The organism is Streptomyces sp. 2323.1 (genome assembly GCF_900221035.1).
In the GTDB taxonomy this organism is placed as follows: Bacteria; Actinomycetota; Actinomycetes; order Streptomycetales; family Streptomycetaceae; genus Streptomyces; species Streptomyces sioyaensis.
The window spans coordinates 3,007,489-3,033,421 of the sequence record NZ_LT907981.1 but is presented as its reverse complement, the minus strand read 5'-3'; the positions used below and the strand labels follow the sequence as shown (position 1 = coordinate 3,033,421).

Here is a 25,933-nt window from a genome sequence, read left to right as displayed (position 1 = left end):
AATGAGGTCTTCGGGGATGTTCCGGAGGCCCGGGATTACGTCGTGGCAGGCCGCCGGGGGAGCGGGCCGCGGCGCGGACATCTGGGGATCGTCATGGGACTGACCAGCCGGTCGTTGTTGTACGCCATGGCCGCGGCCGCCGTGGTCTGCGTGGGACTGACCCTCTGGCTGTGGCCGCGGTTCGCGGGGCGCGGGGTGCGGCCGCTGCTCGGACGGCTCGGGGTGATCGCCGGGACGCAGCTGGCCATCGTGGCGGCGCTCGGCCTCGCCGTGAACGCCAACTTCCAGTTCTACGCCTCCTGGCACGAGCTGCTCGGGCTCTACGACGATGCGCCGGGCGCCGTCGGCAAATGGGGCGACGGGGGTGCGGCCGGGCCGGTCGGCGACCCGTCGAAGGGCCTGGTGCAGGCGTCGGGGCCGGACGGTCTGGACAAGGTGCACGGACTGCCGAAGGGCCCACCGGCGACCTCCGGCCGGGTGGAGTCCGTACGGATCGTCGGCAAGCGGACCCGGGCGGTGGACCCGGCGTACGTGTATCTGCCGCCGCAGTACTTCCAGCCGCAGTACGCCCGCCAGCGGTTCCCCGTCATCGTCGCGCTCAGCGGCTATCCGGGCGGCACCTTTCTGCTCGGCCAGCACCTGCGGCTGCCGCAGACCGCTGCGCAGTTGATCCGGGACGGGCGGATGCAGCCGACGGTCATCGTGATGCTGCGGCCCACCATCGCCCCGCCGCGCGACACCCAGTGCGTCGATGTGCCCGGCGGCCCGCAGGCCGAGACGTTCTTCGCCCGCGATGTGCCGGACGCGCTGCGGTCGCACTACCGCGTCGGCCACGACCCCGGCGGCTGGGGCGTGATGGGGTACTCCTCGGGCGGCAGCTGCGCCCTCCAGCTCGCCATGCGGCACGACCGTACGTACACCTCGGCGGCCGCGCTCTCGCCCGACTACAAGGTCGCCGACGATCCCACCACCGGCAATCTCTTCGGTGACGGCCGGGACCGGGCCCGCCGCCGTCAGGAGCACGATCTGATGTGGCGGCTGCGGCATCTGCCCGCACCCCAGGTGGACGTCCTTGTCGGCACGAGCCGCAGCGGGGAGAAGAACTACCCGGCGGCCAGGGCGTTTCTGGCGGCCGTCAAGCCGCCGATGAAGGCGGAGTCCGTCGTGCTCGACCACGGCAGCCACAACTTCGCCACCTGGCGGCGTGAACTTCCCACGGCGCTGCAGTGGATGAGCCGTTCGCTGACGTTCCCGGAGGATGTGGTGGGGAATTCCTAGCCGTGACAGCCGGGCGGAGGGCTCCCGGTAGACGCGAGGGGCTCCCGGCGGATGTGCCGGGAGCCCCTCGCGTCTGTCGGACGGTGTCGCGTCAGTCCTTGATCTCGCAGATGACGGCGCCGGAGGTGAGGGCGGCGCCGACCTCGGCGGTCAGGCCCTTGATGGTGCCGGAGCGGTGCGCATTGAGCGGCTGCTCCATCTTCATGGCTTCCAGGACGACGACCAGCTCGCCCTCGGTGACCTGCTGGCCCTCCTCGACGGCGACCTTGACGATGGTGCCCTGCATCGGGGAGGCGAGCGCGTCGCCGGAGGCGGCGGAGCCGGACTTCTTGGCGGCCTTGCGCTTGGGCTTGGCACCGCCGGCGACCGCGGCGCGGGCCAGCGGCATGCCCAGCGAGGACGGCAGCGAGACCTCCAGGCGCTTGCCGCCGACCTCGACGACGACCGTCTCGCGGGTGTCCGCCTCGGCCTCGTCGGTGCCGGGCGCCGTGAACGGCGGGATTTCGTTGACGAACTCGGTCTCGATCCAGCGGGTGTGGACCGTGAACGGGTCGGCGGAGCCGGTGAGTTCGGGGGCGAAGGCCGGGTCGGTGACGACGGCGCGGTGGAAGGGGATGGCGGTGGCCATGCCCTCGACGGTGAACTCCGCCAGCGCGCGGGAGGCGCGCTGCAGGGCCTGCGCGCGGGTGGCGCCGGTGACGATCAGCTTGGCGAGGAGGGAGTCCCAGGCGGGGCCGATGACCGAGCCGGACTCGACGCCCGCGTCCAGGCGGACGCCGGGGCCGGCCGGCGCGTCGAACTTCGTGACCGTGCCGGGGGCCGGGAGGAAGTTGCGGCCCGGGTCCTCGCCGTTGATGCGGAACTCGAAGGAGTGGCCGCGCACCGCCGGGTCGTCGTAGCCGAGCTCTTCGCCGTCGGCGATCCGGAACATCTCGCGGACCAGGTCGAGGCCGGTGACCTCCTCGGTGACCGGGTGCTCGACCTGGAGGCGGGTGTTGACCTCCAGGAAGGAGATGGTGCCGTCCTGGCCGACGAGGAATTCGCAGGTGCCCGCGCCCTCGTAGCCGGCTTCCTTGAGGATGGCCTTGGAGGCGCGGTAGAGCTCGGCGTTCTGCTCGTCGCTCAGGAAGGGGGCCGGGGCCTCCTCGACGAGCTTCTGGTGGCGGCGCTGGAGCGAGCAGTCGCGGGTGGAGACCACGACGACGTTGCCGTGCTTGTCGGCCAGGCACTGGGTCTCGACGTGCCGGGGGCGGTCGAGGTACCGCTCGACGAAGCACTCGCCGCGGCCGAAGGCGGCGACCGCCTCGCGTACCGCGGAGTCGTACAGCTCGGGCACCTCGTCGAGGGTGCGGGCGACCTTCAGGCCGCGGCCGCCGCCGCCGAAGGCCGCCTTGATCGCGATGGGCAGGCCGTGCTCCTTGGCGAAGGCCACGACCTCCTCGGCGCCGGAGACCGGGTCGGGGGTGCCGGCGACCAGGGGGGCACCGGCGCGCTGGGCGATGTGCCGGGCGGCGACCTTGTCGCCGAGGTCGCGGATGGCGTGGGGCGGCGGGCCGATCCAGGTCAGTCCGGCGTCGAGGACGGCCTGGGCGAACTCGGCGTTCTCCGACAGGAAGCCGTACCCGGGGTGGATGGCGTCGGCGCCGGAATCGGCGGCGGCGGCCAGGACCTTGGCGATGTCCAGGTAGCTGGTGGCAGGAGTGTCACCGCCCAAGGCGTACGCCTCGTCTGCCGCGCGGACGTGCAGGGCGTCCCGGTCGGGGTCGGCGTAGACGGCTACGCTCCCGATCCCCGCGTCCCGGCATGCACGGGCAACGCGAACAGCGATTTCGCCACGGTTGGCGATGAGCACCTTGCGCACGATGGGTCCTTCCTTGGCGCTTCGCCGTAACTTATGGATGCGGCGATTTTAGGGACTGGCGACACCGCGTGCCGACCCGTTCCCTGGGGTGAGCTTGCCCACACGGAGTGTGCTCGGGGCGCCAGTGAGAGACCTAAGTCCCCTGGTGTCCCAGGGTAGGCCCGGATTCCTGGGCTCCGGCTCGAGTCCTGGTGTGGCTTAGGTCTCGCGCTTCTGGCGTCCTGCGGATCGTCAATTCTTTGTGGAGTCCCTACGAATGGGCGAAGGAAACTTTGCGGTCGGCTCCGTCCCTCCGGCGTGCCGCCGCGCGCCGCTCGCCATGGTCCGTATCCACCCGTGCAGAACCCTTGCCCCAGGCATTACCCATTAGTAGCGTGCCCGATGTCTTCTGTACTTGCGGTAACGGCGGAAAACGCGGAAACCGGCGCCCACCTGGGCGACCGGGCACGGCAAAACGGCGGAAGTGGGTGGACGGGGTGACGATGGCCCGACGGCCGGTGGCCTTGGTCGCGGCGGTGGTCCTGGTCCTGGAGGCGTTCGGGATCGTGCTGCTCAACTGGATCCTGAGCATCGTCGTGGACCGGCAGCAGATGTCCCTGGCCGGGCTCCAGCCGCGCGCGATGTCCGCCGGATCCTGGATCGGCGGCGGCGTTTTCGGCCTCTATCTGCTGCTCTGCGCGGCCCTCCTGGTCCGCAGCGCGCTGCGGGACCGGGCGCCTGCCGGCTTCGCCCGCATCTGCCTCATCAGCTGTGCCGTGGTGCACGGCGTCCTGGGCGCCCTCGCCGTCGGGCTGGCCGGCTGGGTCGCCTTCCTCGCGCTGATGGTCGTGCTGGGGCTGCTGGTGCTGACGCTGGTGGCGTACGGGGAGGGCCGTCCGGGGGACGCGCGCGGAAACGCGGAAAACCCCCCGAACGGCGTACCGCCGGCCGCTCCTACGTCTGCCTGACGCCCTCGCTCCCGGGCCGAGTTGGGGCGCCGGGGTCAGCGGTCCCCGGCGCTCTTCTTCACCGGGGCGTGCTCCCGCAGGACGTCCATGAACGCGCGCATCCAGTCCGGGTGGTCGGGCCAGGCGCGGGCGGAGACGACCTTGCCGTCCACCACGGCCGAGTCGTCGACGAAGGTCCCGCCGCCCATCTCCACGTCCGGTGCGCAGGCGGGATAGGCGGCGGTCCGGCGGCCCTTGAGGAGGCCGAGCGGGGCCAGGGTGATCGCCGCATGACAGATGTGGGCGACGGGCTTGTCGGCGTCGAAGAAGTGGCTCACGAGGCGCCGGTAGTCGGCGTCGTTGCGCAGGTACTCGGGGGCCCGGCCGCCGGGGAGCACCAGCGCCGCGTACTCGGCCGGATCGACGTCGGACAGGGCGAGGTCGGACGGCCAGGAGTGGCCCTCGCGCTCGACGTAGGTGTCGAAGTTGTCGACGAAGTCATGGACGACGAACTGCAGCTTCTTGTGCGTCGGGGCGGCGATCCGGGGCTCGTAGCCCTCCTCCAGCAGCCGCTGGTACGGGTAGAAGAACTCCAGGTCCTCGGTGGCGTCGCCGGCGATGATGAGAATCTTGGGCATGCAGCGCACTCCTCGCGATGGCGTCGATCGGGGCGATCGAGTCGTTCCGGATCAATCGGTTCCCCAGTCGGTGACGTGGAATGCGTCGCCGACCGCCACCTTTCCGGTCTTCACCACGGAGAACTTCGAGCCGAACGCCACCCCGCCCTCGGGCGCCCGCCGGTAGGAGGCGAGCGTGCGCAGCGGCTCGGGTCCGGCCTTGCCGCCGGTGCGCTGGTCGACGAGGGTCACGGCGCAGCGCACGGCGAGCTTGGTGAAGCCCAGCTCGCAGTCGCCGACGGTCAGGCGCCGCGCCCGGTCCTCGGTCCCCGGCTCCGTCCAGCCGTCGACGACGAGGTTGGGCCGGAAACGGCTCATCGGCAGCGGTGCCCGCCCGGCCGCGGTGATGCGGGCGTTGAGGTCGTCGAGGGAGGCGCGGGAGAGGACGTGCACGGCGCTGCTGTCGGCGAAGCCGGACGTGCCGGGGGTGAGGCCGTCGGTCACCCGGCCGTGCTCCGGGGGGACGCGCACCAGCCGGCTGGGCGCGCCCAGCACCTCCGAGAGCCAGTCGGCCGCTTCGGCGCCCTGGTCGACCGCGCGGTACGGCGTGCCGAACATCTCGACCTCGGCCCGGTCCGCCGTCCCGGTGCCGGGGTCGATGCCGAACCGGAGGGGGTCAACTCCCGGCGCCGACAGGGTGAGCCGGGTCCCGTCGGCGCTGACCTCGGGCCGGATCACCGCCAGCTTCGGGTCCTTGCGCTGGCTGCGGAACACGCCGTCCGTCCCGACGACCATGAAGCTGCGGTCGTGCCGGAGGCCGGCCGGGGTGAGCTCCGCCTCGGCCGCCGGGATGCCGGCACAGCCCTTGACGGGGTAGCTGATCAGTTCGACTACGGTCGCCATGCGGGCAGCGTACGACCCGGGCGGCGCAGGCCACCGGGTTTTACCGCCGGGGGCGTCAGGTCCACAGGTCGGTGATCGCCACGTCCAGGTCCGCGAGCAGCCGGCGCAGCAGCGGCAGGGACAGGCCGATGACATTGCCCGGGTCGCCGTCGATGCCGTCGATGAAGGGGGCGGAGCGGCCGTCGAGGGTGAAGGCGCCGGCGACGTACAGCGGCTCGCCGCTCGCGACGTAGGCGGCGATCTCGTCGTCGGTCGGCTCGCCGAAGCGGACGGTGGTCGAGGCGGTGGCGGCCGCCTGGCGGCCGGTCGCGGTGTCGATGACGCAGTGGCCGGTCTGCAGGATGCCGGAGCGGCCGCGCATGGACTTCCAGCGGGCGGTGGCGTCCTCGGCGTCCGCGGGCTTGCCCAGCGCCCGCCCGTCCAGCTCCAGGACGGAATCGCAGCCGACGACCAGTGCGCCGTGGATCTCCGGGCGGGCGGCGACGGCGGCGGCCTTCGCCTCGGCGAGTATCCGGGCCAGCTCCTCGGGTGTGGCGGCGCTCAGCGCGTCCTCGTCGACACCGCTGACGACGACCTCGGGCGCCAGCCCGGCCTGCCGCAGCAGGGCCAGCCGGGCGGGGGACTGGGAGGCGAGGACGAGACGGCGGGGGCGGGGCTCTTCGGTCATGTGCGCCATCGTACGGAGCCCCGGAAGGCCGCGGTGTGCCCGGACTACTTCTTCAGCACCGCTTCCATCACCGACTTCGCGATCGGCCCGCCCAGCTTGCCGCCGGCGATCTCCGACCGGGGGATGTCGATGTCCTTGGGGTCGACGAAGACGGCGACCGCGACCGGGGAGGAGCCGTCGCTCTGCTTGGCGTAGGAGACGAACCAGGCATAGGGGCGCTCGTCGTTGACGTTCGCGCCGTGCTGGGCGGTGCCGGTCTTGCCGCCGACGGTCACGCCGTCGATCTTCGCCTTGGAGGCGGTGCCCTCCGAGACGGTGTACTCCATCATCTCCTGCACCTTCTTCGCGGTGTCGGCGGAGACGGCCTGGGACTTCTGCTTCGGTTCGGGCTTCTCCAGCGTCGACAGGTCGGGGCCGCGCACCTCGTCGACGAGGTGCGGCATCATCAGCTTGCCGTCGTTGGCGAGGGCGGCGGTCACCATCGCCATCTGCATCGGGGTGCTGGTGAGGCTGCCCTGGCCCATGCCGGTGAGGGCGGTCTGCGGCTTGTCGAGCTTGGCGGGGTAGAGGCTCTTGGTGGCCAGCATGTCGCCGAACTCCTTGTCGTAGACGTCGGAGTTGAACCCGAACTTCTCGGCGGTCTCGCGCATCTTGTCCTTGCCGACCTTCAGCGCGGTGTCCAGGAAGACGTTGTTGCACGACCACTGCATGCCGGTCTTCAGCGAGGCCTTGTCGCAGGGCGCACCGGCCACGTCGTTGCCGATCTTGGTCGAGCTGAGCGGCAGCTGGTACGGGGCGGGGGCGCCGGTGGGGGCGTTGATGTCGCTGATCACGCCGTGCTCCAGGGCGGCGGCCGCGGTGAGGATCTTGAAGGTGGAGCCGGGGGCATAGGTCTCGCGCAGCGCCCGGTTGCTCAGCGGCTTGCTCTTGTCGGCGTCCAGCGCCTTGAACTTGTTGCTCTCGGCGGTGGAGATCCCGGCGAACTGCGAGGGGTCGTAGGAGGGCGTGGAGGCCAGCGCGAGGACCCTGCCGTTGCGCGGGTCGAGCGCGACCACCGCGCCCTTGGCGTCGAGGTCGGTCAGCCCCTTGTACGCGGCCTTCTGTGCCTTGGGGTCGATGGTGGTGAGCACATCGCCGCCGCGCGGCTTCTCGCCGGTCAGCACGTCCTTGGCCTGCTTGAGGGCGAGCCGGTCGTCCTTGCCGCTGAGCACCTTGCCGTAGACGCTCTCCAGGAACGAGGTGCCCTGCGCCTGCGAGGCGAACCCGGTGACCGGCGCGTACATCGGGCCGTCCTTGTACGTGCGCTTGTACTTGAAGTCGCCGGAGGTGGCCACGGAGCCGGTGACCGGCTGGCCGCCGACGATGATGTTGCCGCGCGGGTAGGAGAACGCCTCGATCTTGACGCGGCGGTTGTTGGGGTCGCTGGCCAGCTTGTCGGCCTGGACGAACTGGACCCAGGTGGCACGGACCAGCAGCGCCAGCATCAGCACCCCGCAGAAGACGGCTGTATGCCTCAACGGCCTGTTCATCGCTCTTCCCTCCCGTTCGGCTGCCGGCCCGGCGCCGTGACCGATTTGCGCCCTCGGGAGGGAAAGAAGGGAATTCAGGGGCGATGGTTGCGGGGGAGTGCTGTGACCGTTACCTCCCCGCGGACGGGAACAACCGCCGCGGCCGCCGGGTGACGGGCCTGGCTAGCCCCCCGCGAGCAGGAGCATCACCACCACCGCTGCGACGGCCAGCACGATGCCCAGCCGGCGGAGCTTTGCCTGTACCTCGCGCAGCTCCTCAGGCGGCTCATCGGGCGGATCTGACCACAGCATGTATCGATCCTGTGCCCGTTGTGCGTGTGGCGCCTGAGTACGCGTACTCAGGCGCCACACACGCAAAGGACTATTCCGTGCACGGTGCACCGACATGACCGGTCCGCCCGGCCGGTCACCGCACGCCGCGGCCGCTCAGTGCGGCCAGTAACTCGTCCGCCAGGCCCGCGGGCCCGGGTGCGGCATCCGCGCCCGCGCCGGAACCGTGGACGCGGGGTCCGACCATTCGGTGCCGCGGTCCTTCCCGCCGGGCGCGGCGGTCGCGACCGCCGCCGCGCGGGCCTGCACCACCGCAAGCGCGGCGGCCAGCTCCTCGGGGGTGGGATTGCCCCGTACGACCTTGATCATCGACGACGCCTCCTTCGCTGGTCGTGGGACGGGTGCTGCCGGTCAGAGGGGGATGTTGCCGTGCTTCTTCGGCGGCAGCGACTCGCGCTTGTTGCGCAGCGTGCGCAGCCCGCGGACGATGTGCCGGCGCGTCTCGGACGGCATGATCACCGCGTCGACGTAGCCGCGCTCGGCCGCGACGTACGGGTTGAGCAGGGTGTCCTCGTACTCCTGGATCAGCTCCTGGCGGCGCTCGTCCAGGGCGGCCGGGTCCTCGATCGAGGCCAGCGTGCGGCGGTGCAGGATGTTGACCGCGCCCTGCGCGCCCATGACGGCGATCTGCGCGGTCGGCCAGGCCAGGTTGAGGTCCGCGCCCAGGTGCTTGGAGCCCATCACGTCGTACGCGCCGCCGAACGCCTTGCGCGTGATGACCGTGATCAGCGGGACGGTGGCTTCCGCGTACGCGTAGATCAGCTTGGCGCCGCGCCGGATGATGCCGTCGTACTCCTGGTCCGTGCCGGGCAGGAAGCCGGGCACGTCCACGAAGGTGATCACCGGGACGTTGAACGCGTCGCAGGTCCGCACGAACCGTGCGGCCTTCTCCGACGCCTTGATGTCCAGGATGCCGGCGAACTGCATCGGCTGGTTGGCGACCACGCCGACCGCGTGGCCCTCCACCCGCCCGAAGCCGGTGACGATGTTCGGCGCGAACAGCGCCTGGGTCTCCAGGAATTCGCCGTCGTCCAGGACGTGCTCGATCGCGGAGACCATGTCGTACGGCTGGTTGGCCGAGTCCGGGATCAGGACGTCCAGCTCACGGTCGGTGTCCGAGGTCTCCAGGTCCGCCTCCTCCGGGAAGGCCGGCGGCTCGGAGAGGTTGTTGGACGGGAGGTAGGACAGCAGACCCTTGACGTAGTCGATGGCGTCCTTCTCGTCGCCCGCCATGTGGTGGGCCACGCCCGAGGTGGTGTTGTGGGTACGGGCGCCGCCCAGCTCCTCGAAGCCCACGTCCTCGCCGGTGACGGTCTTGATCACGTCCGGTCCGGTGATGAACATGTGGGAGGTCTGGTCGACCATGACCGTGAAGTCGGTGATGGCGGGGGAGTAGACCGCGCCGCCCGCGCACGGGCCGACGATCAGGCTGATCTGCGGGATCACACCCGAGGCGTGGGTGTTGCGGCGGAAGATCTCGCCGTACATGCCCAGCGAGACCACGCCCTCCTGGATGCGCGCGCCGCCGGAGTCGTTGATGCCGATGACCGGGCAGCCGGTCTTGAGCGCGAAGTCCATCACCTTGACGATCTTCTCGCCGAAGACCTCGCCCAGCGCCCCGCCGAAGACGGTGAAGTCCTGGGAGAAGACCGCCACCGGGCGGCCGTCGACCGTGCCGTAGCCGGACACCACGCCGTCGCCGTAGGGGCGGTTCTGCTCCAGCCCGAAGTTGGTCGACCGGTGCCGCGCGAACTCGTCCAGCTCGACGAACGAGCCCTCGTCCAGCAGCAGGTCGATGCGCTCACGCGCCGTCAACTTGCCCTTGGCGTGCTGCTTTTCCACGGCACGGGCGGAACCGGCATGCGTGGCCTCTTCGACCCGCCGCTGCAGATCCGCCAGTTTGCCCGCGGTGGTGTGGATGTGTGCTTCCGGCTCGGACATCGGGATGCGGCTCCTGCTCGTCCTGGACTGGTGCTCGTACTAGGGCCTGTCGTTTGGATCAGGTCGGGCTCGCGGGGTCTGGCACGCGCATCTGCGGCGTTGTCGTCAATCAGCAACGCTCCGCGTTGCCTCAATCCTCCGCCTTGCAGCTGCACGCACCAGACCCCGCTCCCTGATCCGACCTGATCCAAACGACAGGCCCCAAGAGTGGTACGGGTGTGGCTACCGACTCGTAGCGTATCCGCGGGACTGCTCAGCGGCACTGCGTCGTTGACCACACCTAGGCTGGTCCCATGACGCCTCAACCACCGGAAAACCGGGACAAAGATGCCGGTCGCTGGAGTGATCTGGGCCGCCCGCCGCTGAACGCCACGGCACTGTGCCGGGCCCTGGTGCGCCCCGGCTCGCTGTGGACCTCCCTGGACGTCGTCCCCGCCACCGGTTCCACCAACACCGACCTGGCGGAGCGGGCGGCCCGGGGCGAGGCCGCCGAGGGCGCCGTCCTGGTGGCCGAGGAGCAGTCCGCCGGCCGCGGCCGCCTCGACCGTGCCTGGTCGGCGCCCCCGCGCTCCGGACTCTTCTTCTCCGTCTACCTCACCCCCCGGGTCCCCGTGGAGCGCTGGGGCTGGCTGCCGCTGCTCGCCGGCGTCGCCACCGCCACCGCCGTCTCCCGCGCGGCCGGCATCGACACGGCACTCAAGTGGCCCAACGACCTCCTGGTGACTTCCGCCGAGGAACCGGGCGGGTCGGGAGCAGGCGGGTCCGGCACGGGCGGGGCCGCCGCGGAGCGCAAGGCGGGCGGCATCCTCGCGGAGCGGGCCGGCGAAGGCGTCGTCGTCGGCATCGGCCTCAACGTCTCCCTCACCGCCGAGGAGCTCCCCGTGCCCACGGCCGGCTCGCTGGCCCTGGCCGGCGCCCGCACCATCGACCGTGACCCGCTGCTGCGCGCCGTCCTGCGCGCGCTGGAGCACTGGTACGGCGAATGGCAGACCGCCGACGGCGACCCCGCCGCCAGCCGCCTCCAGGAGGCCTACGCCGCCGGCTGCGCCACCCTGGGCCGCTCCGTACGCGCAGAACTCCCCGGCGGCGGCGACCTCACCGGCGAGGCCGTGGCCATCGACGGCGACGGCCGCCTGGTGCTGGCCACCGCGGACGGCGTGCAGCAGCCGGTCGGGGCGGGGGACATCATCCATCTGCGCCCCGCGCCCCCGGCCGGGCCCGGGGACGGTGCCGGCCACGAAGGGTGACCGCGTCCGGCGCCGGCGGACCACCCGCCCGCCGCACCGGCGCACCCCTCCTCTTCCGTGGTCAGAGCGGGCATGTGAGAGTGAGCCAGAGCACACCTGCCGTATCGTTGAGGCGGTCCGCCAGGGAGCGGACCACCGGCGAGCAGTGATCGGAAGGGCAGTGCGCAGGGATCGGACAGGGAGCGGCCGGTGACCGCCGACGACTCGGGCGCCACCCCGCGCGACGTGGACACCGAGGACGACGCCGTGCGCGACGTCCCCCCCGAGGGCTCCGTACGGGCCTCGGGCGGCGGTGCGGGCGGCGTCCCCGCCGAGCCCTCCGCACAGGACCGGGCCGACGCGGCGGGCACCGCCCCCGACGCCGCCCCGGCGGCCAGGGGCGAGGACGACGAGAACAACATCGCCATCCGCCTCGAACAGCTCATCCTCGGCGCCGACCGCCGCTACACCCCGTTCCAGGCGGCCCGCGGCGCCGGTGTCTCCATGGATCTCGCGGCGCGCTTCTGGCGGGCCATGGGCTTCGCCGACATCGGCCAGGTCAAGGCCCTCACCGAGGCCGATGTGCTGGCCCTGCGCCGCCTCGCCGGTCTCGTGGAGGCGGGCCTGCTGAGCGAGGCCATGGCCATCCAGGTCGCCCGGTCCACGGGCCAGACCACCGCCCGTCTGGCCGACTGGCAGATCGACTCCTTCCTGGAGGGCCTCACCGAGCCCCAGGACTCCGGCCTGACCCGTACGGAGATCACCTATCCGCTGGTCGAGCTGCTGCTGCCCGAGCTGGAGGAGTTCCTCGTCTACGTCTGGCGGCGCCAGCTCGCCGCCGCCACCGGCCGGGTCGTACGGGCCCAGGACGACGCCGAGATGGTCGACCGCCGGCTCGCGGTGGGCTTCGCCGACCTGGTGGGCTTCACCCGCCTGACCCGCCGCCTGGAGGAGGAGGAACTCGGCGAGCTGGTGGAGGCGTTCGAGACCACCTGCTCCGACCTGGTGGCCGCGCACGGCGGCCGGCTCATCAAGACCCTCGGTGACGAGGTCCTCTTCTCCGCCGACGACGCCGGCGTCGCCGCCGAGATCGGCCTGCGGCTGATCGAGACGATGACCCACGACGAGACGATGCCGGAGCTGCGGGTCGGCATCGCCTTCGGCACGGTCACGACCCGGATGGGCGATGTCTTCGGTACGACCGTGAACCTCGCCAGCCGCCTGACCTCGATAGCGCCGAAGGACACCGTGCTGGTGGACGAGGCGTTCGCCGAGGAGCTGGGGCGGATCGGCGAGGCGCCGGTCTCCGAGGCCGAGGCCGCGGCCGCGGAGAAGGCCGCCGAGGAGGGCACCGGCGGCCCGGCCCCGTCGTACCGCTTCGCGCTCCAGCCGATGTGGCAGCGGCCGGTGCGCGGCCTGGGCGTGGTCGAGCCCTGGCTGCTGAGCCGCCGCGGCTGACCGGGGCCGTCGGAAGGGCGTACGGCCTTTCCCACGGGCCTCTTCCCCCTCCTGTGCCCCGAGGCGCGTACCTGACATGATCCCTCCGTCAGGTCAACGTCCGTTCACAGGGAGGGCTTGCATGCCACAGCAACGGTTCGGCGCGGACGGCTGGGTCGCCATCGAGCGCCATGACCACGTGGCGGAACTGATCATGGACCGTCCCAAGGCCATGAACGCCGTGTCGACGGCCATGGCCGACAGCCTGGCGCAGGCCTGCGACGCGCTGGCGGCGGACCGCTCCGTGCGGGCGGTGGTCCTCACCTCCACCCACGAGCGGGCGTTCTGTGTCGGCGCGGACCTCAAGGAGCGCAACTCCCTCACCGACGCGGAGCTGATGCGGCAGCGCCCGCGCACCCGCGCCGCCTACACGGGCGTACTGGAACTGCCGATGCCCACCATCGCCGCGGTGCACGGCTTTGCGCTCGGCGGCGGCTACGAGCTGGCGCTGGCCTGCGATCTGATCGTGGCCGACGGTACGGCCACGGTCGGCCTGCCGGAGGTGTCGGTGGGCGTCATCCCGGGCGGCGGGGGCACCCAGCTGCTGCCACGCCGGGTGGGCGCGGCGCGGGCGGCCGAGCTGGTGTTCACCGCGCGGCGGGTGCCGGCGCCCGAGGCCGCGGAGCTGGGCCTGGTCGACCAGCTGGTCGAGGACGGGCGCGACCGTGCCGAGGCGCTGGAGCTGGCGGCCCGGATCGCCCGGAACTCGCCGCTCGGACTGCGCGCCGCCAAGCGCGCGATGCGGCTGGGGCACGGACTGGACCTGCGGACCGGCCTGGATCTGGAGGACGGCGCCTGGCGCAGTGTGGCCTTCTCCGGGGACCGGACGGAGGGCGTGGCGGCCTTCAACGAGAAGCGGGAACCGCAGTGGCCCGGCGAGTGAAACGGGGTCGGGGCGGGGCCCGGTGACCGCGGCGACCGGCGACCGGCGGGCCGGTGACCGCGGCGACCGGCGACCGGCGGGCCGGTGACCGCGGCCGGCCGGCGGTGGCGTCGTACGCGCCGCCTCGGTGACGCACCGTAAGACCTGCCCGCAAGGCCTCACCGGAGGGTCACCCGTCCCGCCCCGACCAGGGCCGACGCGCGGGGCGCCCGGGTGTCGAACGCGTACCGGAAGGGGCGGAAGGGGTTAAACATTCCTACGCTGGAATACAGAGCGTGCTCACGGTGACGGAATGCGAGGATCCGGTGACGGGCGAGGGCGATGCGAGGCTGCGGGCCGTGGTGGAGTTGGCGCAGGCGATGGCGGCCGCCCACACGCCGCGCGAATCGGCGCACGCCGCGGCCCAGGGCGTGTGCCAGGCCCTGGGCGGCTCCTTCGCGGCGATCTCGAAATGGGAGCGTGAACTGGGGAAGCTGCGGGTGCTGGTCAACACCGGCGAACTCGCCGACGGCGAGGAGGAGTTCCCGGAGGACGAGAGCTACCCGGTCCACGAGTTCCCGGAGATCGCCGGCTTCGTGCACGAGCAGTGGGCGGGCGGCGGCGAGTCCAGCGCCTGGGTGGAGGATGCCGAGGGGCCGGCCGGCGACCCGGCGCAGGCGGAGCGGGACGGCGGCCGGGGCAACACCCAGCGGGTGGCCGCGCTGCGCCGCCGGGGCCGCGGCTGCTGTGTGGTCGCGCCGATCGTGCTGCACGGCCGGGCGTGGGGCGAGCTGTATGTCGCGCGGCGTACGGGGGAGCCGGTCTTCGGCCGGGCGGACGCCGACTTCGCCGGGGTGCTCGCCGCCGTGACGGCCGCCGGGATCGCCCAGACCGAGCGGCTGGCGGAGGTGCGCCGGCTGGCGTTCACGGACTCGTTGACCGGTCTCGCCAACCGCCGCGCCGTCGACATGCGGCTGGACGAGGCGCTGGAGCTGCACCGCAGCGACGAGGTGGTGGTCAGCCTGGTGGTGTGCGATCTGAACGGTCTGAAGCGGGTGAACGACTCCCGCGGCCATGCGGTCGGCGACCGGCTGCTGGAGCGCTTCGGCTCGGTGCTGTCGCTGTGCGGCGCCATGCTGCCGGGCACCCTGGCCGCCCGGCTCGGCGGCGACGAGTTCTGTCTGCTGGCGGTGGGCCCGCCGGCCGACGAGGTGGTCAAGGTGGCCGGTGAACTGTGCGACCGGGCGGGGGAGTTGGACCTCGGTGAGGGGGTCGCGGTCGGGGTCGCCTCGACCGGCGATCCGATCGGTGAGGTGCGCAGCCCCCGGCGGCTCTTCCGGCTCGCGGACGCCGCGCAGTACAAGGCCAAGGCGGCGCGGTCGGGCGAGCCGGTGGTCGCCGGGCGGCACGGCGGCAAGGACGACCCGGTCGTCCGGCTCGCGGACGCCCCGGACCGGCGGCCGGGCCCCGAGCGCCGGCGCTTCCGGAGATGAGGGTGCGCCGCGCCCCGCGCCCCGGCTCGACGGGCTGTGCCCCCCGGGGCGGGGGTGATCCCGAAATCCGGTGGTGACATCTGGCGATTCAGTCTCTAGGGTGCCTGAATATGGATATGCACACTGTGGTGCTGGGGACGTCCGGCACGAGCGCACAGGACGTCATCGCGGTGGCCCGCGGTGCGGCCCGGATCGAGCTGTCCGAGGAGGCCCTCGCGGCCGTCGCCACCTCCCGCGCCTTCATCGACGAACTCGCCGCCAAGCCCGACCCCGTCTACGGCGTCTCCACCGGCTTCGGGGCCCTGGCCGTCCGGCACATCAGCCCCGAGCTGCGGGTCCAGCTCCAGCGCAACATCGTGCGCTCGCACGCGGCCGGCATGGGCCCGCAGGTCGAGCGCGAGGTGGTCCGGGCCCTGATGTTCCTGCGGCTCAAGACCCTCGCCTCCGGGCACACCGGCGTCCGCCCCCTGGTCGTCGAGACGATGGCCGCGATACTCAACGCCGGCATCACCCCCGTCGTCCACGAATACGGCTCGCTCGGCTGCTCCGGCGACCTCGCACCGCTCTCGCACTGCGCGCTGACGCTGATGGGCGAGGGCGACGCGGAGGGCCCCGACGGTGTGGTCCGCCCGGCCGGTGAGCTGCTGGCCGCGCACGGCATCGAGCCCGTCGAGCTGCGCGAGAAGGAGGGCCTGGCGCTCCTCAACGGCACCGACGGCATGCTCGGCATGCTCGTGATGGCCTGCGCCGATCTCGCCCGGCTGTTCACCTCCGCGGACATCACCGCGGCGCTGTCCCTGGAGGCGCTGCTCGGCACGGACAAGGTCCTCGCGCCCGAGCTGCACGCCATCCGCCCGCACCCCGGCCAGGCGGCCGCGGCCGCCAACATGTCCAAGGTGCTGGCCGGTTCGGGCTTCACCGGCCACCTCCAGGACGACGCCCCGCGCGTCCAGGACGCCTACTCCATCCGCTGCGCCCCGCAGGTCGCCGGCGCCGGCCGGGACACCCTCGACCACGCCCGGCTGGTCGCCGACCGCGAGCTGGCCGCCGCCGTCGACAACCCCGTCGTCCTCCCGGACGGCCGGGTCGAGTCCAACGGCAACTTCCACGGCGCGCCGGTCGCCTACGTCCTGGACTTCCTGGCCATCGCCGCGGCCGACCTGGGCTCGATCGCGGAGCGCCGTACCGACCGGCTGCTGGACAAGAACCGCTCACACGGGCTGCCCGCCTTCCTGGCCGGCGACCCGGGCGTCGACTCCGGCCTGATGATCGCCCAGTACACCCAGGCCGCGCTGGTCAGCGAGCTGAAGCGGCTGGCCGCGCCGGCCTCGGTGGACTCCATCCCGTCCTCCGCCATGCAGGAGGACCATGTCTCGATGGGCTGGTCGGCGGCGCGCAAGCTGCGCACCGCGGTGGACAACCTGACCCGGATCATCGCCGTCGAGCTCTACGCGGCGACCCGCGCCATCGAGATGCGCGAGGGCCTGGTGCCGGCCCCCGCCACCCGTGCCGTGCTGGACGCGGTGCGCGGCGCGGGCATCGAGGGGCCGGGCGACGACCGCTTCCTCGCCCCCGACCTGGCGGGCGCGTATGCGTTCGTGCGGGACGGGAAGCTGGTGGCGGCGGTGGAGTCGGTCACCGGCGCGCTGGCGTAACGCAGTCGGACGGGGCGCCGGTCTCAGCTGGTCTCGTCGCGGGTGCGGCGGACGGAGTAGCTGACCAGGCCGGCGCCGAGCGCGAGGCAGGCGGTGCCCCCGATCACGTACGGCGTGGTGTCCGGGCTGCCGGTGTCGGCGAGGAAGTGCGGTGCGATGCCGGCCCGGTGGCGGTCGGCGCCCGCGTACCGGGCGCCGTCGTGCGCGGTGGTCGTCGCGGACCGGTCGCCGCTGTCCCGCGCCTGGTCCCCGGCCCGGTCGGCCACCTCGGACCCGGCCGGTACGGAGGCCGCCCGCGGACGGGAATCTGTCACTCCGTCATGTTCCGCGGTGGCATTGGCGGACGGTACGAACCACAGGGCGAACAGCACCGATCCCGCGGCCGCGGCGGTCAGCAGTGGTCGTCGTGCCGTCACGGATGCGATCCCCCTTGTGGGTCGGCGAATTGGCCGTTGACCTCAGATGTTAATGACAGCCGCGGGTCGCGGGGAAGTCGGGACCCGTCCATGCCTAACCTCCGTGCTATGAGCAATGGCGAGACATCACGTTTTGTGCGGCTTCATGTCGAACTGATCATGGAGATCACCGACACCCGCCGGCTGACCGGCGCCGCCGTCGACCACATCGACAAGGACCCGTCGCTCCCCGACGAGGAGCGCAGACAGTCCCTGGAGGCGGTCAAGGAGGACCCGGCGGACGCGCTGGCCCATCTGATCGACCCGTTCGACCTGGTCACCGCGGTGCCCGGGACCGAACTCGCGCAGGCCTCCTGGAGCAGCGAGGAGCTGACCGACTACGACCCGGACGCCGAGTGGGACGCGGCGGAGTGGGATCTGGCCGACGACGCCGACGGGGAGGGCTGACCGGCACCCCTCCCGCGCCGCGCCCCCTCCCGTCGGCGCGCTCGCCCGACCGATGACCACGGCCCCCGTACGGCACCCGCCGTACGGGGGCCGGCTACGTCGGCGAGCCCGATTTCTACCGCAGCGAGCCCGATGTCCGACCCTGGTGAGCCCGATTTCGCACCGCGATCACCTTCTGACCGGCATCGGACCGATACGTGTCCTACCCCACACTTTGTGGAGGCATGGAACCGACGAAACGGAAAAGGCGTTTCCATGGCGTCGGCCGGAATGCCTGCGTCCAGATATGCCTGCGTTCAGTTGGCAGCTCGCTCGGGGATACGTGCGAAACCGGTAGCAATGGAGATGCGTGTGATAACGGACAGCAAGCGTCGCAAACGCCTTATGGCCAGCGCCGCGCTGCTGGGGGGCGTACTCACGCTTGCAGCGTGTGGCGGCAGCAGTGCGGCCGACCGAGGCATGGGTGACAGTGACGGCACCCGTCACGAGAACATCCAGCAGGTGGACCAGGCGGCCGCGAAGGACGCCTCCGACGCCAGGATCAAGATCCTCCCGGCGGACGGGTCCACCGACGCGGGCATCAACAGCGACGCCCTGGTCACGGTCAGCAACGGAAAGCTCACCGATGTCGCCCTGACCTCGGTGGACGCCAAGAAGACCGTCGACGGCACGCTCTCGGCCGACGGCAGCTCCTGGAAGCCGAACCAGCCACTGAACCGTGCGACCAAGTACAAGGTCACCGCGCACGCCGTGGACGCCCAGGGCCGCACGGCGGTGGAGAACTCCACTTTCACCACCGTCTCCCCGGCGAACAGCTTCATCGGGAACTTCACGCCCGAGGACGGCTCGACCGTCGGCGTCGGCATGCCGGTGTCGGTCAACTTCGACAAGCCGGTCACGAACAAGACCGCCGTGCAGTCCGCGATCAAGGTTTCCGACGACAGCAACCAGCCGGTCGTCGGCCACTGGTTCAACGACAAGCGGCTGGACTTCCGCCCCCAGGAGTACTGGAAGGCGAACTCCAAGGTCACCATGACCCTGGGCCTGGACGGCGTCGAGGCCTCGCCGGGCGTCACGGGCATCCAGAACAAGACCGTCGGTTTCCGGGTCGGCCACTCGCAGGTCAGCACCGTCGACACCAAGAAGCACGAGATGACGGTGGTGCGCGACGGCCGCACGATCAAGACCCTGCCGATCTCGGCCGGCGCCGACGACCACCCGACCTACAGCGGCCAGATGGTCATCTCGGAGCGGTTCAAGCAGACCCGGATGGACGGCTCGACCGTCGGCTTCAAGAAGAAGGGCGGCAAGGGCGAGTACGACATCCACGATGTGCCGCACGCCCAGCGCCTGACCTCGTCCGGCACCTTCATCCACGGCAACTACTGGGGCAAGGGCGTCTTCGGCCACGCCAACACCAGCCACGGCTGCATCGGCCTCCAGGACGTCAAGGGTGCCAAGGACAGCAAGACGGACGGGGCATGGTTCTTCGACCACTCGCAGACCGGCGACGTCGTCAAGGTGATCAGTTCCCCCGAGCGCACCGTCAAGCCGGACAACGGCCTCAACGGCTGGAACATGCCCTGGTCGCAGTGGGTGGCCGGCAGCGCGGTCCACTGACCTCGCGGCCCCACGGCGGTGACGCCGCGGGGTGACGGCGAGGGGTGACGGCGGCGGACCGGGCGCGGGACGTGCGCCGGGGCCGCCGCCCACCCGTGCCCGGACCGACGCCCGGTGGCGCCCTTGAAGGGGGCGCGCCGGGCGTCGGGCCTGCTGTACCGGAGCGTGGGCGCGGCGCCGTCCTCCGTACAGTTGAGCGGGTGAGCGAGCGCGGAAGAAATGGGCGTGGCGGGCCGTCGTCGCCGGCGGCCGGTGAACTGGTCGGGCAGGTGCTCGGCAGCGTCCGTTACGCGCCGGACGGCGAGCCGGCCGAGGACGCCATCGAGGCCGGCGCCTCGATGCTGGCCGCGGCCGAGGCCGGCTGGGAGGCGGTGAGCGCGGCCGTGGTCGCCGCCGCCGTGGCCGGCGTGCGGCAGTGCTGGGCGGGCGGCTGGTACCCCGCCGACCTGGAGCGGATCGTACGGCGCGAGACCCCCGGTACCACCCTGGCGGCCCTGGTCGTCGATGCCGTCGCGGCCGAGGCGGCCCGGCCGCCCGCCTCGCGTCCCCCGCAGGACCCCCGCTGGGCCGGTCAGCTGCGCGACCTCGGCGCCGAGGTCTGGTGGCCGTCCGACGGCGGCTATCTCGACGCGCTGGCCGCCCGCCGCCGCACCTCCCGCTTCGAGACCGCGTACGACGTGCTGGCGGCGCTGCGCACGCTCGCCCGGCTGCCCCGGATCACCCCGCTGCCGGCCCCGCCGCGGACCGCGGGGAAGAGCGGCCCGGCCGGCGCCGCCGCGGATCGTGCCCTCGGCCGGATCCGCGGGCTGCTCGCCAAGGCCGAGGCGACCGACTACGCCGAGGAGGCGGAGGCGCTGTCCGCCAAGGCCCAGGAGCTGATGGCCCGGCACAGCATCGACGAGGCGCTCCTCGACCGCGCGGACGGCCCCCGGGGCGGGCGGACCGCCGGCCCGTCAGCGGTCCGGATCGGCATCGAGGGCCCGTACGAACAGGCCAAGGCGCTGCTGCTCGACGCGGTCGCGGCCGCCAACCGCTGCCGAGCCGTCTGGGCCGCCGACGTCGGCTTCTCCACCCTCGTCGGCTTCGCCCCCGACCTGGAGGCGGCCGAGATGCTCTACACCTCGCTGCTGCTCCAGGCCACCACCGCGATGCACCGCGCGGCCGACGACCTCCCGCGCGCTCTCAAGGAGCAGGGCGGTACGCCCCGCGGCCGCTCCCGCCGCACCCGGGACTTCCGCCAGACCTTCCTCGTCGCCTACGCCGACCGCATCCGCGACCGGCTCGCCGAGGCCACGGCCACGGCGACCGCCACCGCCTCCGCCGAGTCGGCCCCCGCGGCCCCCGACCTCCGCCCGGTCCTCGCCGCCCGCGACCTCGCCGTCGAGGAGACCACCGGCGCCCTCTTCCCCGACACCGCCCCGGTCCGCCTGCGCGGCGTACGCGACGCGGACGGCTGGCACCAGGGCAGAGCGGCAGCGGACCGGGCCCGGCTGGGGGAGGGGTGACGGGGCGGACCCGGCCCTGATCCACCGGACCCGCCCTACGACAGCAACCCGCGCTCCAGCGCCGTGATCACCGCCGCCGTCCGGTCCGAGACGTCCAGCTTCTTGAACGCCCGGAGCAGATGCGTCTTGACCGTGGCCTCACCGATGAACAGCTTCCGGCCGATCTCCGCATTGGTCAGGCCCTGGCTGACCAACTGCAGCACCTCGCACTCCCGGCCGGACAGCAGCGGTACCTCCACCGTCCGCGCCCGGAACAGCTTGCCGGCCAGCGAAGGGGTCAGCACGGTCTCCCCGCGCGCCGCCGCGTGCACGGCGCCGGTCAGCTCCGCCCGTGAACTGCCCTTGAGGAGATAGCCGGCCGCGCCCGCCTCCACCGCCCGCAGGATGTCGGCGTCGTCCTCGTACGTGGTGACGATGACGACCTTGGTGTGCGGCGTCTGCCGCCGGATGTGCCCGGTCGCGCCGACCCCGTCCATCCCGCCCATCCGCAGATCCAGCAGCACCACGTCCGGCACCAGCCGCTGCGCCAGCGCCACGGCCTCCTCCCCGGAACCCGCCTGCCCGACGACCTCGATCCCCGGATCGGCGGCGAGCATCGCGCACAGGCCCTCGCGCACGACGGGATGGTCATCGGCGAGCAGCACCCGTACCGCGGCGGCAGCGGTGGCTTCCATGCCGGTCATCGGCGGCCCTTTCCGAGCGCTCCGGCGAGGCTCTTCCCGAGTGCTCCGGCACGGTCCGGGTCCGTCCGGTCCGTGTCTGCCCGGGTCGTGTCTGTCCCCTGCGCGTCCGGGCCCGCGTCCGCGTCATCCACCGTTCCCGCCAAGGGAATCCTCACCTCCACGACGGTGCCCGCGCCCCGCTCGCTCACCACGCTCATCACGCCTCCGGTCTCCGCGACCCGCGCCGCCATCCCCCGCAGCCCGAAGCCCCCGCCTTCGTCCTCGTCCGCACTGCCACTCGGGCCACTCCCGCCTCTTTCCTCCGCCGTGGCGAACTCGCCCTGCTCCGTGGCGAATCCCTTGCCGTCATCGGCGACCCGCAGCCCGACCTGCCCCTCGCCGAACCGGAGCACCATGTCCACCGTGCGGGCCTCGGCGTGCTTGCGTACATTCGCGCCGGCCTCCTGCGCGGCACGCAGCAGGACGACACCGGCCGCCATCGGCAGCGGCCGCTCCGTCCCCTCGACGGCGAACCGCACCAGCAGCCCGGACTGTGCGGTCAGCCCGTCCGCCTGCCGCCGCAGGGCCTGGGCCAAGGAGCTCTCCTGCAAGGACGCGGGCGTCCGGTCGGCGACGAAGGCGCGGGCCTCCACCAGGCTCTCCCTGGCCACCCGCCCTACCAGCGCGAGGTGTTCACGGGCCGTGGCGGGGGCGGTCTCCACCTCCGCATCGACGGCCTGCACCAGGCTGATGATGCTGATCAGGCTCTGCGCGAGGGTGTCATGGATCTCCCGCGCGAGCCGCTCGCGTTCGGCGGAGATCCCGGCCTGGTGGGACAGCCGGGCCACCTGCTCGCGGTTCTGCCGCAGCTCCTCGATCAGCGCGGCGTGCTCCTCGTTCTGCCGTACCACCCTCTTGATCCACAGCCCGAGCAATACGGACAGCGCGATGCCCAGCAGTGACACCAGCAGCACGAACAGCACCAGCGGGCCCGCGGCGCCACCGCCCTGCAGCCACAGCATCGTCACGGGGACGAGATTGCCGAGCACGGCGGTCACGACGGCCGCCCGGGCCGCCAGGCTCATCATCAGCATCGGGACCAGCGCGAACAGGGCGAACGCGCTCATCAGATCGACCGCGGCCGCCACCCCGAAGAGCACGAACAGCCCGGCGGCGAAGACGGTGTTGCGCCGGTCGCTCGTACGGTGCCGCATCAACGGCCGCCCGAGCCCCGCGTACCAGGGCACGATCAGCGTCAGCGCACCGATCGCGACGACACGGTGGCCCTGGGGGACTCCGGACGTGAAAACCAGCCCCGTGGTGAGCAGGTAGCAGATCACGAAGTAGCTGTCCCACAGCCCGAACCAGCGCACCCGCGCCTCCGCCGCGCGCCGCGCGTCAAGCCTCACCGTGTGTCCCCCTGCATCCGACTGCATCCGATCGCCCCACACCGGGGCGCGGGCGGCACCGCGCCTCACGCGACCGGCCACAGTCCTATCACTCTCCCCGCAACCTTCTCCCGTCGTTCTCCACCGCACTGTCCACCGACCGGTGGACACCCGAATCCACCGGCCGGTCGTCCCGCGGCAACGGTCCACCGCCATAGCGTCGTTGACGGCGAAACGCGGAGGCCGAAAGCCGCATGGTGAATGCTGGTGCGGGATATCGCGGACGCCGCCGAAATGACAGACATCGCAGAATTGCGGAAGGGCCCCGATTTTCATGAACCACCTGAGTCAGTTCGTCACTGCACTCATCGCCGGCGGCACGATCCTGGCCATCATCCTGGCGACCGATCTCGGCCGCCGCCGCGTCACCAATATGCGCATGGTGCGTTCCGTACTCGCGGTCGCCGTCATCATCGTGATCTTCGTGCACTCCTTCCCGACCTCGGGGAATGCGCCCTCGTTGCAGCTCATCGGCGTCGGAGTGGGCGTGATCTGCGGCCTGGTGGCGGGCGCCCTGCTCCCCGCCCACCGCGGCGCCGACGGCCTCATCTACACCACCGGAGGGTTGGGTTACGCCCTCGTCTGGATCGTCCTTTCCAGCGCCCGCGTGCTCTTCGCGTACGGTGCCGAGCACTGGTTCACCGAGGGGCTGATCCGCTTCAGCATCGACAATGAGCTCAGCGGCCCGGACGTCTACGCAAATGCCTTTGTTTTCATGTCCCTTGCCATGGTCCTGACCCGGACCGCGGTCCTGGTGACAAAGCGCCGCCGCATCCGCAATTCCCCCGTTGAGTCGGCGGGAATGGAGCAGCCTGCCGCGGTCTGAGCGGCGTCGGCCGACATGGCCGTCACACACCGGGCGGCACGGTCCGGGCCGATCGGGGGACGGCCTGGCTCGTCCCGCCCTGTTGCGTCATTACCGTCCACCACCCATCCGGCTCGCATATTCGCGACATACCACCACGGTTCGTCCTCGCCCGCATCCGCCTCCCAGGCCGACGACCTGCGGAATGAACGGAACCGGCCGGCCGCCCGTACAGCTATCGACGGCGCCGACCTCCCGAGTCCGGTCCGCCGTGCCACTACCGGGCCTCGCACGGAAGGACCTTCGGGTGTCGCACACCACGAGCTCTCGCCCACTGCCTCAGGAGGAGCGGAACACCGCGACCGAGGAGGACCTGCCGCCGGACGGCCTCCCGGAGCCCGCGCCGGACGCCGGGGAGTCGACAGCGGACGCCGGGGAAGCGACACCGGAACAGGACACCGCCGCGAGCGAGGGCACGGGCCCCGAAGCGGCCACCGCCCCCGAAGCGGCCACGGAAACCGAAGCGGCCACCGACCCCGAGCCCGACTCCGCCGCACGCCCCGCCCCCGGCTGGCGCGACCGGCACCCGATCGCCGCCCGTACGCTGGCATGGACCACCACCGCCCTGGCCGCCGCCCTGGTGCTCGTCACCCTCCTCCTGCCGAACGACCCCGCCCGCCTCACCCCCGCCGAGTTCGTACGCATCCCGGTGGAGGGGATAGCCGGTGCCGCGCTGCTGCTCGTCCTGCCGCAGCCGGTACGGCGGGTGGCAGCGGTCCTCGCCGGGGTGGGTCTCGCCCTGCTGGCCATCCTGGACGTCCTCGACATCGGCTTCATCGGGGCGCTGGGCCGCGGGTTCAACGTGGTGTTCGACTGGCCTCTGCTCGGCGACGGCGCCTCCTTCCTCCAGGACTCGATCGGCCCGGCGGGCGCGCTCGGCGTCGAGACCGCGGCCGTGGTCCTCGTGCTAGCCCTGCTCGTCCTCACGGCGCTGGCCGTCGTCCGGCTCAGCAACCTCATGGCCCGCCATCGTGCCACGGCCGCCGGCACCACCCTCGCCCTCGGGACCGCCTGGGTCCTCTGCGCGGCGCTCGGCCTGCAGATCGCCGGCGCACCGGTCGCCTCCCGGAGCACCTCCGACCTGGTCCAGGCCCGGATGGACGCGGTGAGCGCGACCCTGAAGGACGAGCGGGACTTCGCCAAGCAAGCCGCCACCGATCCGTACCACCGCACCCCGGGAAGCCAGCTGCTGACCGGACTGCGCGGCAAGGACGTCATCTTCACCTTCATAGAGAGCTACGGCCGCAGCGCGGTCCAGGACCCGCTGATGGCGCCGGGGGTCGACGCGGTGCTCGCGAAGGGGACCAAGCGGCTGCGCGCGGCCGGCTACTCGGCCCGCAGCGGCTGGCTGACCTCGGCGACCTACGGCGGCAGCAGCTGGCTGGGGCACTCCACCTTCCTGTCCGGCCTGTGGATCGACAACCAGCAGCGCTACCGCACCGTCACCGCGGGCGATCACCTCACCCTCACCAAGGCCTTCCAGCGCACCGGCGCCTGGCGGACCGTCGGCATCATGCCCGGCGTCACCAAGGGCTGGCCGGAAGCCTCGTGGTACGGCCTCGACCACGTCTACGACTCACGGGAACTTGGCTACAAGGGGCCCAAGTTCAGCTGGTCGACCATGCCCGACCAGTACAGCCTCTCCGCCTTCCAGCGCCTGGAGCACGGCCGGCCGCACGACAAGCCGCTGATGTCCGAGATCATCCTGACCTCCAGCCACAACCCCTGGGCACCGCTCCCCAAGACGCTCCCCTGGAACAAGGTCGGCGACGGCTCCGTCTACAACTCCGTCGAGAAGGCCGGCAAGAACCCCGTGGACGTGTGGCAGCAGACCGACCGGGTGCGCACCGAGTACGGCAAGTCCATCCAGTACTCCCTCAACAGCCTGATCTCGTACGTCGAGAAGTACGGCAACAAGAACACCGTGCTCGTCTTCCTCGGCGACCACCAGCCCGTCGCGAAGGTCTCCGGCGATCACGCCAGCCGGGACGTACCGGTCGCGCTCGTCGCCCACGACCCCGACGTCCTGAAGCGGATCTCCAACTGGCACTGGACCCCCAGCCTGAACCCCGGCCACCAGGCCCCGGTCTGGCGGATGGACACCTTCCGCGACCGCTTCCTCAAGGCCTACGGCCCGCACCCCGACTCCGCCACGCCCCCGGTCGCCCGGTAACCGCGGACGCCC

General features: G+C 72.0%; 23 protein-coding genes. 12 read left to right on the top strand and 11 right to left on the bottom strand.

The genetic code is table 11. From position 1 onward, the window contains the following. Positions 1 to 93: 93 nt before the first annotated feature. The gene (locus CPH93_RS12470) at positions 94 to 1,278 is read left to right on the top strand and encodes an alpha/beta hydrolase (protein ID WP_096212879.1); all 1,185 of its coding nucleotides are present in this window, start codon (positions 94 to 96) and stop codon (positions 1,276 to 1,278) included. Between the two features lie 91 nt (positions 1,279 to 1,369). On the opposite strand, the gene CPH93_RS12465 is transcribed toward CPH93_RS12470, so the two are convergent. Then, positions 1,370 to 3,139: an acetyl/propionyl/methylcrotonyl-CoA carboxylase subunit alpha gene (locus CPH93_RS12465; protein WP_093484845.1), complete on the bottom strand. Its 1,770-nt coding sequence runs from the start codon at positions 3,137 to 3,139 to the stop codon at positions 1,370 to 1,372. 482 nt (positions 3,140 to 3,621) lie between these two features. Between CPH93_RS12465 and CPH93_RS12460 the strand changes: the two genes are divergently transcribed. Next, entirely contained in the window at positions 3,622 to 4,086 is a 465-nt protein-coding gene (locus tag CPH93_RS12460) for a hypothetical protein (protein WP_096215408.1), read from the top strand. A 35-nt stretch (positions 4,087 to 4,121) separates the two neighbouring features. Here CPH93_RS12460 and CPH93_RS12455 read toward each other — a convergent pair whose 3' ends face one another. From CPH93_RS12455 to CPH93_RS12430, 7 genes are all read right to left on the bottom strand, one after another. Then, complete coding sequence (locus CPH93_RS12455) at positions 4,122 to 4,703, bottom strand: DJ-1/PfpI family protein (protein WP_093484846.1); 582 nt, start codon at positions 4,701 to 4,703, stop codon at positions 4,122 to 4,124. A 51-nt stretch (positions 4,704 to 4,754) separates the two neighbouring features. After that, on the bottom strand, positions 4,755 to 5,585 hold the full coding sequence (locus tag CPH93_RS12450) for an MOSC domain-containing protein (protein ID WP_093484847.1): 831 nt from the start codon (positions 5,583 to 5,585) through the stop codon (positions 4,755 to 4,757). Between the two features lie 55 nt (positions 5,586 to 5,640). After that, positions 5,641 to 6,252: a Maf family protein gene (locus tag CPH93_RS12445; protein ID WP_096212878.1), complete on the bottom strand. Its 612-nt coding sequence runs from the start codon at positions 6,250 to 6,252 to the stop codon at positions 5,641 to 5,643. Positions 6,253 to 6,296: 44 nt separating this feature from the next. Beyond that, complete coding sequence (locus CPH93_RS12440; RefSeq protein WP_096212877.1) at positions 6,297 to 7,781, bottom strand: peptidoglycan D,D-transpeptidase FtsI family protein; 1,485 nt, start codon at positions 7,779 to 7,781, stop codon at positions 6,297 to 6,299. Between the two features lie 162 nt (positions 7,782 to 7,943). Then, positions 7,944 to 8,072 (bottom strand): morphogenic membrane protein MmpB, encoded by a 129-nt coding sequence (gene mmpB, locus CPH93_RS37255; RefSeq protein WP_256332016.1) that lies wholly within the window; start codon positions 8,070 to 8,072, stop codon positions 7,944 to 7,946. 135 nt (positions 8,073 to 8,207) lie between these two features. Continuing rightward, positions 8,208 to 8,420, bottom strand: coding sequence for an acyl-CoA carboxylase epsilon subunit (locus CPH93_RS12435; RefSeq protein ID WP_093484850.1), 213 nt, complete (start codon positions 8,418 to 8,420; stop codon positions 8,208 to 8,210). Positions 8,421 to 8,462: 42 nt separating this feature from the next. After that, positions 8,463 to 10,052 carry an acyl-CoA carboxylase subunit beta gene (locus CPH93_RS12430; protein WP_093484851.1) on the bottom strand — a complete coding sequence of 530 codons (1,590 nt, stop codon included), beginning with the start codon at positions 10,050 to 10,052 and terminating at the stop codon, positions 8,463 to 8,465. Between the two features lie 293 nt (positions 10,053 to 10,345). On the opposite strand from CPH93_RS12430, the gene CPH93_RS12425 reads away from it, so the two are divergent. The 5 genes from CPH93_RS12425 (at position 10,346) to hutH (ending at position 16,785) form a co-directional block, all read left to right on the top strand. After that, positions 10,346 to 11,299 carry a biotin--[acetyl-CoA-carboxylase] ligase gene (locus tag CPH93_RS12425; protein WP_093484852.1) on the top strand — a complete coding sequence of 318 codons (954 nt, stop codon included), beginning with the start codon at positions 10,346 to 10,348 and terminating at the stop codon, positions 11,297 to 11,299. 189 nt (positions 11,300 to 11,488) lie between these two features. Then, positions 11,489 to 12,736, top strand: a complete 1,248-nt coding sequence (locus tag CPH93_RS12420; RefSeq protein ID WP_096212876.1) for an adenylate/guanylate cyclase domain-containing protein — start codon at positions 11,489 to 11,491, stop codon at positions 12,734 to 12,736. Positions 12,737 to 12,857: 121 nt separating this feature from the next. Further along, positions 12,858 to 13,658, top strand: a complete 801-nt coding sequence (locus tag CPH93_RS12415; RefSeq protein ID WP_096212875.1) for an enoyl-CoA hydratase/isomerase family protein — start codon at positions 12,858 to 12,860, stop codon at positions 13,656 to 13,658. Between the two features lie 359 nt (positions 13,659 to 14,017). Continuing rightward, entirely contained in the window at positions 14,018 to 15,130 is a 1,113-nt protein-coding gene (locus CPH93_RS12410; RefSeq protein WP_096215407.1) for a GGDEF domain-containing protein, read from the top strand. Between the two features lie 110 nt (positions 15,131 to 15,240). Next, positions 15,241 to 16,785: a histidine ammonia-lyase gene (gene hutH / locus CPH93_RS12405; RefSeq protein ID WP_093484854.1), complete on the top strand. Its 1,545-nt coding sequence runs from the start codon at positions 15,241 to 15,243 to the stop codon at positions 16,783 to 16,785. A gap of 23 nt (positions 16,786 to 16,808) precedes the next feature. Here hutH and CPH93_RS12400 read toward each other — a convergent pair whose 3' ends face one another. After that, complete coding sequence (locus tag CPH93_RS12400) at positions 16,809 to 17,201, bottom strand: hypothetical protein (RefSeq protein ID WP_093484855.1); 393 nt, start codon at positions 17,199 to 17,201, stop codon at positions 16,809 to 16,811. A 108-nt stretch (positions 17,202 to 17,309) separates the two neighbouring features. Here CPH93_RS12400 and CPH93_RS12395 point away from each other — a divergent pair, with 108 nt between their 5' ends. From CPH93_RS12395 to CPH93_RS12385, 3 genes are all read left to right on the top strand, one after another. Continuing rightward, positions 17,310 to 17,648, top strand: coding sequence for a hypothetical protein (locus tag CPH93_RS12395; protein WP_231977293.1), 339 nt, complete (start codon positions 17,310 to 17,312; stop codon positions 17,646 to 17,648). Positions 17,649 to 17,987: 339 nt separating this feature from the next. Continuing rightward, on the top strand, positions 17,988 to 19,268 hold the full coding sequence (locus tag CPH93_RS12390) for a L,D-transpeptidase (RefSeq protein WP_093484856.1): 1,281 nt from the start codon (positions 17,988 to 17,990) through the stop codon (positions 19,266 to 19,268). Between the two features lie 269 nt (positions 19,269 to 19,537). Continuing rightward, on the top strand, positions 19,538 to 20,773 hold the full coding sequence (locus CPH93_RS12385; protein WP_093484857.1) for a DUF2786 domain-containing protein: 1,236 nt from the start codon (positions 19,538 to 19,540) through the stop codon (positions 20,771 to 20,773). Positions 20,774 to 20,808: 35 nt separating this feature from the next. On the opposite strand, the gene CPH93_RS12380 is transcribed toward CPH93_RS12385, so the two are convergent. Continuing rightward, entirely contained in the window at positions 20,809 to 21,456 is a 648-nt protein-coding gene (locus CPH93_RS12380) for a response regulator (RefSeq protein ID WP_096212874.1), read from the bottom strand. Continuing rightward, on the bottom strand, positions 21,453 to 22,844 hold the full coding sequence (locus CPH93_RS12375) for a sensor histidine kinase (RefSeq protein ID WP_231977291.1): 1,392 nt from the start codon (positions 22,842 to 22,844) through the stop codon (positions 21,453 to 21,455). Before CPH93_RS12375 ends, CPH93_RS12380 begins: the two co-directional genes overlap by 4 nt. 313 nt (positions 22,845 to 23,157) lie before the next feature. On the opposite strand from CPH93_RS12375, the gene CPH93_RS12370 reads away from it, so the two are divergent. Then, positions 23,158 to 23,709, top strand: coding sequence for a hypothetical protein (locus CPH93_RS12370; RefSeq protein ID WP_096212872.1), 552 nt, complete (start codon positions 23,158 to 23,160; stop codon positions 23,707 to 23,709). A 286-nt stretch (positions 23,710 to 23,995) separates the two neighbouring features. Continuing rightward, on the top strand, positions 23,996 to 25,921 hold the full coding sequence (locus CPH93_RS12365; RefSeq protein WP_096212871.1) for a sulfatase: 1,926 nt from the start codon (positions 23,996 to 23,998) through the stop codon (positions 25,919 to 25,921). Positions 25,922 to 25,933: the final 12 nt, after the last annotated feature.